Raw genomic sequence first — 13485 nt, forward strand, 5'->3', positions numbered from 1 at the left:
AGAGCCGACGGCGCGGCAATAAGCCCGTGCCTGACAAGGCAATGGACGACTGGGAGATACCCGTGACCTCGTCCGTCCATCAAGATTTCGGGTTAGCCTTCCGCCAAGCCTCATACTCATCATTTGCACTTGGGTGCAGCGGATAATAGCGTTGCAACGACCCGCCCTGCATGAGTTTCTCTCGCGAGAACTCCTCCCAGTCGTGATGCTTCTGGGATTCCTCGATCACCTTTGCAGCCATTGCAACGGGCAACACGACCACCCCGTCATCATCGGCGACGATGATGTCGCCGGGGATCACCGTGACGCCGCCGCAGGCAATCGGAACGTTGACGGCATTGGGATAGATGCTGGTTTGCACATGGTAGTTGGGCGTCCAGCCGCGCAGCCATAGGGCCAGGTCGAGTTTTTCGACATTAGGCCGGTCGCGCATGCAGCCGTCGATGACGATACCCGCGCCGCCTCTGCCTTTGAAGTATGTCGACATCATATCGCCGAACACGCCCGAGCTCATGTCGCCGCGCGCGTCGACCACGACCACATCCCCCTCTTGTGCGTGGTACAGCACATGCCGGTGGAGCTGTGTCTCCGGATCGGCATATTCTCCCTCGTTGAAAAGATCGGGCCGCTGCGGCAGGAACTGCAGCGTCAGCGCCGGCCCGACGATCGACTTGCCGTGGTTCTGCGCCACCGGACCGACCATATGCGGATTGCGGAAACCCATATGACCAAGCGTGCCGGCAACCGTAGCGGTGCCGATCTCCTTTAGCGCGTCGATCAGATCTCTAGGCGGCCGCGTGATGTCGGAAGTATGCGTCATTGTGGACTCCGATTGAATGGGAACTACCAGTTCGTGACAGAACCATCGCGGCGCTTGAGGTGGGGCGCTTCCCAGAAACGGAAGCTTTGCGCCTGGACCGCCTCTTCGTTGACCTCGACGCCGAGCCCCGGCAGATCGGTGACGGGATAATCGGGGCCGTCGAGCCGTGGTTGCACCGGAAAGAAGTCGGAATTGTCGAAACCGAGCTTTGCTTCGGGCGCCCTGGTCTCGAGCCACGAGAAGTTGGGCACCGCGGCGGCGAGATGCACGGTCGCGGCCGTGCACACTGGGCCCAGCGGATTGTGTGGCATCAGGTCCACATAGTGCGCCTCGCTCCAGCCGGCGACTTTCATCGCCTCGGTGAAGCCGCCGACATTGCAGATATCGAGCCGGTTGAACTGGTGGATGCCGCGCTCGACATAGGGCAGGAACTGCCACTTGCTGGCAAATTCCTCGCCGATGGCGAAGGGGATCTCGGTCATCTTGCGCAGGGATTCGTAGGCTTCCGGCGTCTCGTCGCGTATCGGCTCCTCGAGGAAATCGAGCACGCCGCGGTCGAGCTTGTTACAGAAGCTCGCCGCCTCCGCCACCGACAGGCGATGATGATAATCGATGCCGAGGACGACGTCGTCGCCCAGCGCCTGGCGCGCCTTGTTCAGCATCGTCGCTGTTGCGCCGATCGACTCGCGCGGCTCGAAGACATCCTTGCTGTTTTGTCCGACGGGAAAGAAGCGGATTGCCTGCCAGCCCTGCGCGTGCAGTTCGCGGGCCCGTTCGATGGCCACGTCGCCCTCGGCCTCGTCTCCGGTCGAGGCGAAAGTGGGGATCCGGTCGCGCTGCTTGCCGCCCAGCAACTCGTAGACCGGTACCCCCAGCGCCTTGCCCTTGATGTCGTGAAGGGCGATGTCGATGGCGGATATCGCCGCCTGCAGAACGCGGCCGCCTTCGAAATACTGGCTGCGATAAAGCTCCTGCCAGATCCGCCCGATCCGCATGGGGTCGCGTCCGACCAGAAACTCGCGATAGTGCTCGACCGCGCCAGCCACGGCCTTCTCGCGGCCGCTCAGGCCGCTCTCGCCCCAGCCGAAGATGCCGTGGTCGGTCTCGACCTTGACCAGCATCTGGTTGCGCGTTCCCACCCACACCGGATACGGCTTGATCGCGGTAATCTTAAGCTTCCTGGTCATCCACACCCACGTCCCACACGCATCCGCCTGCTCAGCTGGCCTCGAGGGCCATTTCGGTTTCGCCGTCGAACAGATGCATCCGCTCCTGGTCGAACTCGAGCCAGATCCGCTCGTCGGGCGTCACGGCAATGTTCGGTGGCACGCTGACGTTGACGATGGCACCGGACAGGAACGCCTGCACGAAGGTCACGTCTCCGGTTGGCTCCACGGTGTAGACCTTGGCCGGGATGCTGCCTGGCACTGCACTCTTGTGCAGCTTGATCGTCGAGTGGCGTGCGCCGAGCACGACTTTTTTGGTCGTTGCCTTCGTGACCTTCTGGACGTTGCGCGGCGAGAGCCCAAGGCTCCAGCCCTCCGCGCTGGTCAACACGGTGCCGCCGTTCGCTGTCGATATCTCCAGCGGAATGAGGCTCATCGCCGGGCTGCCGATGAAGCTGGCGACGAACATGTTCACCGGATGGGCAAAGACCTGCGCCGGCGAATCGTATTGCTGCAGGAAGCCACCGTTCATCACCGCCATCTTGTCGGCCATCGTCACGGCTTCGAGCTGGTCGTGCGTCACATAGATGATCGTCGCCTTGAGGTCCTGGTGGAAGCGCTTGATCTCGGACCGCATCTGTACGCGCAGTTTGGCGTCGAGGTTGGAGAGCGGCTCGTCCATGAGGAACACGGCGGGATCGCGCACAAGGGCGCGGCCGAGGGCCACACGCTGCTGTTGGCCTCCCGAAAGTTCGCGTGGCTTGCGCTCGAGCAGGTGCGTCATGTCGAGCACCCGCGCCGCCTCCTTGACCTTCTTGTCGATCTCGTCCCTTGGCAGTTTGCGCATCTGCAGCGGGAACGCCAGGTTCATGTAAACCGACTTTTGCGGGTAGAGCGCATAGTTTTGAAACACCATTGCGATGTCCCGGTCCTTGGGGTCGAGGTCGTTGACCACCCGGTCGCCGATGACGATGTCGCCCGAGGTGATCGGGGTCAGCCCCGCGACGAGATTGAGAGTGGTTGTCTTGCCGCAGCCTGAAGGGCCGACGAGCGCAACGAACTCGCCGTCGTTGACCGTCAGCGAAACGTCGTTGACGGCCTTGAAATTGCCGTAGGTCTTGACGAGATCTTTGAGGACCACGTGGGCCATCGGCAACTCCCTAATGCTTGACCGCGCCTTCTGTCAGGGCGCGTACGAAGTATCGTTGCAGGACGAGGAACAGCACCACGACGGGCACGCTCATCATGAAGCTCGCCGCCATCAGGCCCGGAAAGTCCGTCGTGTTTTCCGAGAAGAAGCGCTGGATGCCGACCGGCAGCGTCAGCTGCTCGTTCTTGGAGAGGAAGGTGTAGGCGTAGATGTACTCGTTCCAGGCGCCGATGAAGGAGTAGATCGCGGTGGCGATGATCCCCGGCGTCGAAAGCGGCATCACGATCATGATGAAGGCCTGGAACCGTGTTGCGCCATCGATGCGCGCCGCCTGCTCGAGCTGCACCGGAATGTTGTCGTAGAAACCCTTGAGTAGCCAGATTGCCAGTGGCAGGCCGAAGGTGAGGTAGGTGAGAACAAGCGAGCCATGCGTGTTCACCAGCCCGATCGCGCGCATCAGGATGAAGAGCGGCACGAGAAAGATCACCGCCGGGAACATGTTGCGCAGCAGCACTGCGAAGAACAGGAAGTTGCGGCCCGGGAAGGTGAAGCGCGAAAACGCGTAGGCCGCGGGGACAGCCACGATCACCGAGAGGATTGTCGTGACGGTCGACACGAACAGGCTGTTCCAGAAGAAGCGCAGGAAGTCCTGGCCGACGCTGTTCTGCGGATCGAGCAGCTTCTGGTAGCTGGCAAGCGTAGGCTCGTCCGGCCACCATTGCGGCGGGAATTGCGTCGCCGCGAAGCCGGACTTGATCGAGGTGATCAGCATCCAGATCATCGGCAGCGCGGTGTAGAGCAGCATGAACAGAAGAAAGATGCGCCCGGCCCACCGCCATCCGTCCAAGCGCATACGGCGACGGGTCTGGCCTCGAGAGGCTGTCTCGGCGATCGTGCTCATGCGCCACCCTCTTTTCTCTCGTTGCCGCTCAGCGCACGGACGTAGAAATAGCCGAGGGTCATCAGGATGAGGAACAGGAGCACCGAATAGGCCGATGCCACACCCCAGCGTTGCCGGCCGAAGGCGAGCTCGTAAATATGGGTTATCCAGATATGCGATGCGTTCGACGGCCCGCCTGCGGTCATGATCCAGGGGATGATGAAGGAATTGAAATTGGCCACCGCAAGCAGCAGGATCGTCACCACCGAGACGTTGCGCAAGTGCGGAAAGGTGACGTGCCAGAAGCGCTGCCATGCATTGGCCCCGTCGACCTTGGCGGCGCGCAACAACTGGTCGGGAACTGTCTGCAGGCCGGCCATCATCATGATCATGGCAAACGGGAACTCGCGCCAGATATTGACGACGATCAGGGAGGGCAGCACCGTGCTGACGTTGTCGATGAAATTGGGCGGCCGGTCGGTCAATCCGAGGCCGACCAGTACCGCGCCTATGATGCCGAAATCCGAATGGTAGATCCACTTCCAGATATAGGAGGCGGCGACGGCGCTGATCACCCAGGGAATGATCAGGATGGCACGCAGGACGCCGCGACCGATAAAATCTCGATGCAGCGCCAGCGCCGTCGCAAAACCCAGGACAAAGGAGATGAAAGTCGATCCGAATGTCCAGACCAGGGTGTTCCAGGTGACTTTCCAGAACACCTCACTGGTCAGGATGGTGGTGTAGTTGTCGAAGCCGATGAAGGTCTTGTCGCGGAGTTGCAGGCCGGGCGGCGTCTTATAGAACGACAGCTCGATCGTGTAGTAGATCGGATAGGCGATGACGACGAGCATCACGGCGATTGCCGGAAGCACGTATGCGTAGTCGGCGCGATGAGCCCAGATGTTCCGCAATACGCCGGACCTGCCGGGTTGCAATTTTCGGCGAGCCTCGGCCTTGCCGGTCACGATCGTCACTGTGGCGTGCCCTTGTTCTTCGGAACGAACCGGCTGCGCTCTCGGCGCAGCCGGCCAGATCGGAGGTCAGGTCCGGACTAGAGTCCGCCCATCAGGTCTTTGACCTTCTTGGCCGCGTCGTCCGCTGCCTGATCGACGGTCATAGCTCCGGTCAGGGCATTCTGCAGCATGTCCGGGACGATGATGTTCATGATCTCGGGGGACTCCGGCAGCGCCGGGAACGGGATGCCATACGGCAGCATCGAGGTCGTGACATCGAGGAACTTGATATGGTCCAGGCGTTCCTTCATCCATTTGGTCTTGAAGCCGTTGAGATTGCCCGGGTTGGAGCCGGCATAGGCCATTTTCAGCGACCATTCAGGGCTAGCCCACATACAGATCATCGCCTTCGCGGCCGGCTCGTCCACCTTGCCGCCCTCTACATATTCGGGCTTCAGGATGTGAATGTTCGAGCCGCCGAACACGACGGCGCGCTTGCCGTCGGGGCCGGTCGGGATCAGGCCGTAGCGCATGTTGTCGATGACGGTCTGCGCCTTATCCTTGTCGGTCCCGGTCGCCTTTGCCTGGAGGTCGAGCATGACGTTGTAGTCGGATGGGTGGGAGACCATCATGCCCAATTGGCCGGCGACGAACAGAGGCTGGTTGTCGGCCTGCTGGTTGGTAAGTGCAGAGACCGGAACCGACTTGTCGCGGACGTACATGTCATATGAGGCTTGCAGCGCCGCCTTGCTCTGCGGGCTGTCGAGCTCCACCTGCTTGTAGGTCGGGTTCGCGGTGGCCTCGTCGAAGACGCCGCCGCCATAGGCCCACAGCTGCGGCATGAAGCGATAGGGCGTATTGCCGGCATTCTTGCGAGCCACGAGGCCGTAGCCGGCAATGCCGAGCTTGTCGTGGATCTGCTTGGAATATTTGACGACGTCGTCCCAGGTTGCCGGAGCCTTGTCCGGATCGAGGCCCGCACGCTTGAAGATGTCGGCGTTCCAGATGAACGCCATCGTCTCGTTGTTCGTTGGAACGCCGTAGGTCACCCCATCCCAGGTCACCGCCTTCATGGCGCCCGGCCAGAAATCCTCGGTCGAATAGCCAACATCCTCAGGTTTGAGCGGCTGCAGATAGCCCTTCGAGGCGAATTCGGTACCGCCCAGGATCTGCAGACGGACCGCCATCGGCGCGGCATTGCCCAGCAGTGCCGTGCGGAATTTGTCGAGAAGGTCGTTATAGGTGAGGGCCTGTTCCTCGAGCTGGATGTTCGGATAGGTCTTGCGGAAAGTCTCGAAGAAATCCTTGTAGTACTGGCGCAGGAGGTCGGGATCGCCCTCGAACACGCCCTGATACCAGAAAGTCAGTCGCCCCTTGTAATCGAGCGGGGTGACCTTGGCGCAATCGCCGGCCGTGTCGAAATCCTGTGTTCCGGCGATCGAGCGCACATATTCAGGCGACCATTTGCTCAGGTCGACCGGCGGCGCACCCAGCGCCGATGTGGACATAAGCGATGCCGCCAAAACACCGACGACAGTGCCGCGCAGGACCGCACTGCCGAGCATGATCCTCGTCATAGGTATCCTCCCTGGTTCTCCGCCCTGCGATCGCGAGGATGGTTTTTTCAGTACGGTGTATCCTCTCGATCACTTAGTACGTTTTCAGATCACGGATTGCCTGTCAACGCGTCAGATCGTACATTGTTTATGGAAACCGTGCATGATATCGGACTGACTGTGTATTAATTTGGGGAGCCGGCCTTGGCCGAAACAAACGATTTTAAAGCAAAACCACCTCCGGGGATCGACGCTATCGGGGCCTCCAGCGAGGGCGCTTCCCTTTACGAGCTGATAAGGGAAGACATCATCGAGGGACGGCTCGCCGCCAACGAACGGCTTGTTGTCACCGATCTCGCCCGCCGCCACGGCACTTCCACCAATCCCGTGCGCGAGGCCCTGCAGCTGTTGCGGGGCGAGGGATTCGTCATCTTCTCACCCAACCGCGGAGCTCGTGTAAGGCCCATCGATCAGGACTTCGTCCGCGATATCTACGAGATCGGTGTGCTGATCGAGCCGGCCCTGACGCGATGGTTCGTAAATATGGCTACAGGCGAGGACATCGCCGAGCTCGAACGTATTCAGGCGCTGATTGAAGAGAACAATTTCGCCGACACCTTCAGGCACAGTGAACTGGACACCGCCTTTCACACCGTGATGTACCAGCGGCACTATAACCGCCATGCCGCTGAGCTCTGGTGGAAGCATCGCGAAGTGCTGCGGGCGGTGAGCCGGCGCTTCAATTTCACGCTGGCGCGGCGTGCGGCGATCATTCGCGAGCACCGCGAACTCATCGCGCTCATCAAGGCGGGAGAGGCAGACAAGGCAGCCGAACTCATTTCCCGTCATGTCGAGGGTTCCGGCCGGCATGTTCTCGAACAGATGCGTGCGCGCAACGCCGCTCGCGCCGGATAGGACCAGGGGTCAAGTCTGGAACATCGCGGCTGACCATTGCTGACAAAGGTATTGAAAATGAAAATCACGAGCGTTCGGCCGTGGCTGATCAAGTCTGGTGCTTCTTATTGGGGGGAATTCCTGTTCGTCGAGGTGACGACGGACGAGGGGGTGAGTGGCTGGGGAGAGATCACCACCACCACCAAGCTCGCCAACCGCGCGCTCTGCACGATCCTTCGACAGATCGGAGCCGCGGTGACAGGAGAGGACCCGGCGCGCATCGAATACCTCTGGCACAAGATATTCCGCAGCTTCACCTATATGGGCAGCCGTGGCGCCGCGGTCGAATGCGTGAGCGCGATCGACATAGCTCTCTGGGATCTCAGGGGCAAAGTCCTCGGCAAGCCGATCTACGAACTGTTGGGCGGGCCGGTCCGCGATGAAATCGCGCTCTATACCCATCCCAACCAGGCCAAATTCACCAGCAAGGATGCTGTGGTCCGCGAGATCCTGGACATTGTCGAGTCCGGGCACACAGCTCTCAAGTTCGATCCTTTCCCCCACCAGGGTCGCGGTGCCGACGGCGTGTCGCGTGAACAGCGGGACGGCTACCTCGATGGCGGCATGACCCGCAAGGACGAGCGCGAGGCGGCCGAACTCACGGCTCTGATCCGCGAAACGGCAGGCCCCGATGTCGACATCCTTATCGATGCGCATGGCCGCTTCGACGTCCCCACCGCCATTCGCCTCTGTCGCAGCCTCGAGGAAGCCGGCCAGATCGACTGGTTCGAGGAACCTTGCCCGCCCGAGAGCCTTAACGCCCTCAAGCAGGTGCGCGACAAGGTCAGCGCCGCTATCTCGTGGGGCGAGCGCGGCCACACCAAGTGGGATTTCATCCCGGTACTCGAGAACAAGCTCGCCGACTACATCATGCCCGACGTCACCTGGACCGGCGGCATAACCGAACTCAAAAAGATTTCCGCTCTGTGCGAAGCCTACTACATCCCGGTCTCACCCCATGACGCCGCGGGACCGATCAACGTGGTTGCGGGAGCGCAGGTGATGATGACCGTTCCCAATTTCTACAAGCTCGAAACGTCGGAGTGGAATTTGGGCAAGTACGATCATCTTATCGACAGGCCGCTCGACGTTTCGAACGGCAGCCTCAAGCTTTCGTTGAGGCCAGGTCTCGGCATCGAGATGAACCGCGATTACCTGCAAGCCCATGAGATCCAACTGGGCTAGCAACGTCATCGGCAGCATGCGGGGCGACAGGCCCCGCCGACCAGAACGAGGATAAGTCATGCCAAAAACGGATGGAGCCGACGAGGCCCTCAACCGGGTCAACACCAACTCGAAGCCGTCCGAGCTTCGCATCACCGACATGCGGGTGGCCGAAATCGTCGGCGCGCCGTTCACCTCGGCGCTGCTCAAGATCTACACCAACCAGGGCATCGTCGGACTTGGCGAGGTGCGCGACGGCGCCAGCGCCATCTACGCGCTGATGCTGAAGAGCCGGCTGCTTGGCGAGAACCCTTGCGACATCGACCGCCTGTTTCGCCGGATCAAGCAGTTCGGTGGGCATGGCCGGCAGGGCGGCGGCGTCTCGGCAGTCGAAATCGCCCTCTGGGATCTCGCCGGCAAGGCCTATGGCGTCCCCATCTACCAGATGCTTGGGGGACGGTTCCGCGACAAGGTACGTGTCTACTGCGATACCGACGCCGAGAAACCGAGCGGCACCGAAACCGGAAAGCGCCTCAAGCAGCGCATGGACCGGGGTTTCAGCTTCCTCAAGATGGACCTGGGCTTGATGCAGATCGCCCATGTCCCGGGCGCCGTGGCCGCGCCTGCCGGCGCGCTCGAAGGGTTTCATGCCAATCCGCGCGGCCGTGGCGGCACGCTCGAGGAGCGCAAGGCCCGCAATCTCGCTTATGACGCGCAGAACGTGCAGCACCCGTTCACGGGCCTGCATTTCACCGAAAAGGGGATCGACCTGCTCGAGCAGTACATCCACGAGGTTCGCGAGGTGATCGGATACGAGATCCCGCTCGCCATCGACCATGTCGGCCACATCTCGCTGCAGGATGGCATCCGCCTGTCGCGCCGTATCGAGAAATACGTTCCGGCCTGGCTGGAGGACGTGATCCCCTGGCAATACACCGAGCAGTACCGGCAATTGCAGCAGGCTACCACGGTGCCGATCTGCACCGGCGAGGACATCTACCTCAAGGAAGGCTTCGAGCCGCTGCTCAAGAGCGGCGGCCTCTCGGTCATCCACCCGGATCTGCTCACCAGCGGGGGCATTCTCGAGACCAAGAAGATCGGCGATATGGCGCAGGATCACGGTGTCGCCATGGCGATCCATATGGCCGAAAGTCCGATTGCCGCGATGGCCGCCGCGCATGTCGCCACCGCGACCGAGAACTTCCTGGCGCTCGAATACCACTCCGCCGATGTCGACTGGTGGGACGATATCGTCACCGGCCTGCCCAAGCCGCTCGTCAAGGACGGCTTCATCACCGTGCCCGACAAGCCGGGGCTGGGCATAGACGATGTGGTCGACGACGTGATCAGCCAGCGTCTGCAGCCCGGTGTCACGGGGATATGGCAATCCACCGAGCATTGGGACAATGAATATAGCTGGGACCGGACCTGGAGTTAGCCCGGACCCTTTGCCGTCATTCCCCCCAAGGCTCACAGGGCCAACGACCGACCATTGGTGTCGACCTCTCCCAAGGGCGAGGCCAGGAAAGAAACGGACGAAACCATGATCTACGAACTGCGTATCTATGACTGCCTGCCGGGCAGGCTGCCGGCTTTGCTCAAGCGCTTTTCCGACCAAACGCTGGCCATCTGGGAGAGGCATGGCATCCGCCAAGCCGGGTTTTTCACCACGGCGATCGGCGAAAACAGCAATCGCCTCACCTATTTCCTCGCTTGGGAATCGCTGGCCGAGCGTGAGGCGAAATGGGCAGCTTTCGTCACCGATCCGGCATGGCACAGGGCCCGGGACGAGTCTGAGCGCGACGGGCAGATCGTTGCCAATATCAGCAGCCAGATGCTCACGCCGACAGCTTTCTCGTCTGTGAAATAGGACTGCGCCATGAAGATCACCGACCTTCGCTGTGCCGTTATCGGCAAGCATCCCATCGTTCGCGTCGTAACTGACGAGGGCCTCTATGGACTGGGAGAAGTCGAGTTCACCAAGACCTATCTCAAGCCTTGGGTGCTGCATTTCCGCGAAGCGCTGATCGGCGAGGATCCGACCGACGTCGAGCGGGTCATGTTGAAGATCCGCCAGCGCGGCTCGTTCAAGCCTTATGGCGCGGCGGTCAGTGCTATCGAGCATGCGCTTTGGGACATTGCCGGCAAGGCCGCGGGCGTGCCGGCATACAAACTGCTCGGCGGCAAGGTGCGCGACAAGGTGCGCGTCTATAACGGCTCGATCCGCCAGAAACGCACGGGCGATCGGCCGGAGGACTACGCCGCCGACGTAAAATGGATGATGGAGCAGCCGCAGAACTTCTTCATGGTCAAGCAGGGAATCTCGTTCCATTCCAACATGAAGGACACCGTCGAGGACTTCCATTACGGTGTGACGCAAAAGAAGGCCGGCTATCACGGTGCCATGGATCAGGGCATGATCAGTGAGCGCGGTTTCAACCACATGCTCGACTGCGTGATCGCGATGAAGGAAGTGCTGGGGGACAAGGTCAGCCTGGCGCTCGACTGCGGCCCGGGCTGGATGCTGCCCGACGCGATCAAGTTCGCCCGCGCGGTCGAGAAGTACAATTTGATGTGGCTCGAGGACATGCTGACCGGCGATTACGTGCCGTGGGTCAATCCGCAAGCCTATCGGGAACTGACCACCTCGACCTCGACGCCGATTCATACCGGCGAGCAGATTTACCTCAGGCACAATTTCAAGGAACTGATCGAGACCCAGGCCGTGCGCGTCATCGGCCCGGATCCTGCCGACATCGGCGGCATTGCCGAGCTCAAATGGGTCGCCGAGCACGCCTATATGCACTCGATCCTGATGGCGCCGCACGGCACCGCGAACGGCCTGCTGGGCCTCGGCGCGCTGATCAATGTCTGCGCCACCTTGCCCGCCAACTACGTGGCGTTCGAATATCCCAGCGCCTCGGACCCCTGGTGGAACGACATCGTCATCGGCCTGCCCAAGCAGATCGTGAAGGACAGCATGGTCGATCTGCTGGAGGCACCGGGGCTCGGCCTCGATATCGATGCCGAAGGGGCCAGGAAGTATTTGCTGGCGGAGGATGCCGGCTTCTTCGATTGATTGGTAGGGCGGCCCTCGATCTCATCGACCGAGGGCTTGCTTCAAAGAAGCGTGGATGCACATCTTGCCGCAACGCAAATCGGCGCATTGTTGAAATGCGCCGATCGAGTCTAGAGATGGCGGATCTCGGTCCCGAGAACCTTCAGACACTCGCGAATGAAGGCGGCTAACGCTGTCCAACCCTTGGCCGACACCATGGTTCCGTCGACATAGGCCTCCGTCGGCGAGAGGTCGATGTAAGTGCCGCCGGCCAACGTCACTTCCGGTTCGCAGGCGGCGAGCGCGCCAACCTTCTTGCCGCGCACGACGCCGTCCACGGCAATCAGGATCTGAACCCCATGGCAGATCGTGAAAATCGGCTTCTGGGTATCGTGGAAGTGGCGCACCATGGCTTGCACCCGTTTGTCGGTGCGGATGTATTCCGGGCCGCGGCCGCCAGCGCAATATACGGCGTGGTATTGATCGAGCTGCTTTTCCGCCTCGGCGAACGTCTTGTTGATCACCTGAAAATGGCCGAGCTTTTCTGTGTAGGTCTGGTCGCCTTCGAAGTCGTGCAGGGAGGTCTTGATGAGGTCTCCGGCCTTCTTGTCCGGGCAGACCACGTGGACGGTGTGGCCGACGGCTTCCATCGCCTGCTGGTATACGAAGATCTCGTACTCCTCGGTGAACTCGCCGGTGAGCATCAATATTTTCTTGCCTGACATGATCATGTCCTCTGTCGCGTTAAAGGAGTGGGCGAGCATGGCTGCGCCCCGCATTGACTGCGTTCGTCTCAGAACGGGGAGTCGGGGAAATAATATTCCTTGGCGTTGTCCTTGGTGATCAGCGGCGCGTCCAGCTTGACGGCGCCGCGAACCGGGGCCTGGCCAACCAGGTTGGCCATGGTCATGTAGATGGCCGTCTTGATCATGGACGGCGGGTAGGGCGTCTCGACGGGGGTCACGGTGTCGCCGTCGATGACCTTCTTGACGATATCCTTCATGCCGTTACCGCCCAGCGCCAGCTTGATGTCCGTACGGCCCGACTGCTTGACCGCCTCGAGCACGCCCAGCAGCATGTCGTCGTCGTTCGCCCACACCGCGTCGATATGGGGATATTTGGCGAGATAGTCCTGCATCAGCTTGAAGGCTTCGTCGCTGTTCCAGTGGGCGTACTGGATGTCGAGAACCTTGAGGCCGGTGCCGGCGATGGCGTCCTGGAAGCCTTTGATGCGCTCGTCGTCGATCACGGTCGGAATGCCGCGCAGGACCACCACGTCACCCTTGCCGCCAAGCTTGTCGATCATGTATTTCGCCGTGTTGCGGCCGACGGCGATGTTGTCGCCGGCCACATAAAGGCTCTGGACGGTCGGGTCGGTCAGGCCTCGGTCGACGACCGTGATGAAGGTGCCCTTCTCCTTGATGGCCTTGACCGGCTCGGTCAATTCTTCCGACGAGTAGGGCAGGATCACCAGCGCATCGATCTTGCGGGAGGCCGAGAGATCCTCGATCGCCGACACCTGCTCGGCCGCAGAGGGCGATGTCTTCACGATGACCTCGACACCGGGGAAGGCCGCGTTGATTTCCTTGGCCGCCGTCTGCGCGTGATAGACGACGCCGGCGGTCCAGCCATGGTCGGCGGCCGGTATCGAAACGGCGATGACTTTCTTGTCCTCGGCCATGGCATGGCCCGTGAGGAGCAGCGAGCCGAGCGCGGCCGCAGCCATCCATTTTCTACTGAACATTTTCTTCTCCCAGATTGGACCCACAACTACGCACCCG

Annotated in this window: 13 protein-coding genes; 5 read left to right on the plus strand and 8 right to left on the minus strand. The window is 61.2% G+C overall.

Translation table 11 applies throughout. The features are described from left to right. Positions 1 to 79: 79 nt before the first annotated feature. The 6 genes from EN861_RS18815 to EN861_RS18840 form a co-directional block, all read right to left on the minus strand. Positions 80 to 820 carry a ribonuclease activity regulator RraA gene (locus EN861_RS18815; RefSeq protein ID WP_135864928.1) on the minus strand — a complete coding sequence of 247 codons (741 nt, stop codon included), beginning with the start codon at positions 818 to 820 and terminating at the stop codon, positions 80 to 82. A gap of 23 nt (positions 821 to 843) precedes the next feature. Beyond that, entirely contained in the window at positions 844 to 2007 is a 1164-nt protein-coding gene (locus EN861_RS18820; RefSeq protein ID WP_135864931.1) for a mandelate racemase/muconate lactonizing enzyme family protein, read from the minus strand. Positions 2008 to 2038: 31 nt separating this feature from the next. Beyond that, positions 2039 to 3136, minus strand: coding sequence for an ABC transporter ATP-binding protein (locus EN861_RS18825; protein ID WP_127275491.1), 1098 nt, complete (start codon positions 3134 to 3136; stop codon positions 2039 to 2041). Positions 3137 to 3146: 10 nt separating this feature from the next. Continuing rightward, entirely contained in the window at positions 3147 to 4037 is an 891-nt protein-coding gene (locus tag EN861_RS18830) for a carbohydrate ABC transporter permease (RefSeq protein WP_127275490.1), read from the minus strand. Continuing rightward, positions 4034 to 4993, minus strand: coding sequence for a sugar ABC transporter permease (locus EN861_RS18835; RefSeq protein ID WP_127275489.1), 960 nt, complete (start codon positions 4991 to 4993; stop codon positions 4034 to 4036). The genes EN861_RS18830 and EN861_RS18835 overlap by 4 nt, the downstream gene beginning before the upstream one ends. 77 nt (positions 4994 to 5070) lie before the next feature. After that, a complete protein-coding gene (locus EN861_RS18840; RefSeq protein WP_127275488.1) occupies positions 5071 to 6549 on the minus strand; it encodes a sugar ABC transporter substrate-binding protein in 1479 nt (492 codons plus the stop codon). Between the two features lie 183 nt (positions 6550 to 6732). Here EN861_RS18840 and EN861_RS18845 point away from each other — a divergent pair, with 183 nt between their 5' ends. The 5 genes from EN861_RS18845 to EN861_RS18865 all read left to right on the plus strand — a co-directional run bounded on the left by EN861_RS18845 (position 6733) and on the right by EN861_RS18865 (position 11725). Further along, a complete protein-coding gene (locus EN861_RS18845) occupies positions 6733 to 7443 on the plus strand; it encodes a GntR family transcriptional regulator (protein WP_127275487.1) in 711 nt (236 codons plus the stop codon). Positions 7444 to 7500: 57 nt separating this feature from the next. Next, positions 7501 to 8667, plus strand: coding sequence for a mandelate racemase/muconate lactonizing enzyme family protein (locus EN861_RS18850; RefSeq protein ID WP_127870437.1), 1167 nt, complete (start codon positions 7501 to 7503; stop codon positions 8665 to 8667). Positions 8668 to 8725: 58 nt separating this feature from the next. Then, positions 8726 to 10084 (plus strand): mandelate racemase/muconate lactonizing enzyme family protein, encoded by a 1359-nt coding sequence (locus EN861_RS18855; RefSeq protein ID WP_135864933.1) that lies wholly within the window; start codon positions 8726 to 8728, stop codon positions 10082 to 10084. A 105-nt stretch (positions 10085 to 10189) separates the two neighbouring features. Further along, positions 10190 to 10516, plus strand: a complete 327-nt coding sequence (locus EN861_RS18860) for an NIPSNAP family protein (RefSeq protein ID WP_127275484.1) — start codon at positions 10190 to 10192, stop codon at positions 10514 to 10516. A gap of 9 nt (positions 10517 to 10525) precedes the next feature. Beyond that, on the plus strand, positions 10526 to 11725 hold the full coding sequence (locus EN861_RS18865) for a mandelate racemase/muconate lactonizing enzyme family protein (RefSeq protein ID WP_135864935.1): 1200 nt from the start codon (positions 10526 to 10528) through the stop codon (positions 11723 to 11725). A 110-nt stretch (positions 11726 to 11835) separates the two neighbouring features. On the opposite strand, the gene EN861_RS18870 is transcribed toward EN861_RS18865, so the two are convergent. Continuing rightward, positions 11836 to 12429: a DJ-1/PfpI family protein gene (locus EN861_RS18870; RefSeq protein WP_135865394.1), complete on the minus strand. Its 594-nt coding sequence runs from the start codon at positions 12427 to 12429 to the stop codon at positions 11836 to 11838. Positions 12430 to 12497: 68 nt separating this feature from the next. Beyond that, a complete protein-coding gene (locus tag EN861_RS18875) occupies positions 12498 to 13448 on the minus strand; it encodes a substrate-binding domain-containing protein (protein WP_135864937.1) in 951 nt (316 codons plus the stop codon). Positions 13449 to 13485: the final 37 nt, after the last annotated feature.

It is taken from the genome of Mesorhizobium sp. M8A.F.Ca.ET.218.01.1.1, assembly GCF_004791165.1.
In the GTDB taxonomy this organism is placed as follows: Bacteria; Pseudomonadota; Alphaproteobacteria; order Rhizobiales; family Rhizobiaceae; genus Mesorhizobium.

What these genes read in the sequence shown, in the direction of transcription:
- EN861_RS18830 (WP_127275490.1), bottom strand. Translation starts at nt 4,037, where the DNA reads ATGAGCACGATCGCCGAGACAGCCTCTCGAGGCCAGACCCGTCGCCGT.
- EN861_RS18865 (WP_135864935.1), top strand. Translation starts at nt 10,526, where the DNA reads ATGAAGATCACCGACCTTCGCTGTGCCGTTATCGGCAAGCATCCCATC.
- EN861_RS18870 (WP_135865394.1), bottom strand. Translation starts at nt 12,429, where the DNA reads ATGTCAGGCAAGAAAATATTGATGCTCACCGGCGAGTTCACCGAGGAG.
- EN861_RS18860 (WP_127275484.1), top strand. Translation starts at nt 10,190, where the DNA reads ATGATCTACGAACTGCGTATCTATGACTGCCTGCCGGGCAGGCTGCCG.
- EN861_RS18850 (WP_127870437.1), top strand. Translation starts at nt 7,501, where the DNA reads ATGAAAATCACGAGCGTTCGGCCGTGGCTGATCAAGTCTGGTGCTTCT.
- EN861_RS18840 (WP_127275488.1), bottom strand. Translation starts at nt 6,549, where the DNA reads ATGACGAGGATCATGCTCGGCAGTGCGGTCCTGCGCGGCACTGTCGTC.
- EN861_RS18825 (WP_127275491.1), bottom strand. Translation starts at nt 3,136, where the DNA reads ATGGCCCACGTGGTCCTCAAAGATCTCGTCAAGACCTACGGCAATTTC.
- EN861_RS18820 (WP_135864931.1), bottom strand. Translation starts at nt 2,007, where the DNA reads ATGACCAGGAAGCTTAAGATTACCGCGATCAAGCCGTATCCGGTGTGG.
- EN861_RS18875 (WP_135864937.1), bottom strand. Translation starts at nt 13,448, where the DNA reads ATGTTCAGTAGAAAATGGATGGCTGCGGCCGCGCTCGGCTCGCTGCTC.
- EN861_RS18855 (WP_135864933.1), top strand. Translation starts at nt 8,726, where the DNA reads ATGCCAAAAACGGATGGAGCCGACGAGGCCCTCAACCGGGTCAACACC.
- EN861_RS18815 (WP_135864928.1), bottom strand. Translation starts at nt 820, where the DNA reads ATGACGCATACTTCCGACATCACGCGGCCGCCTAGAGATCTGATCGAC.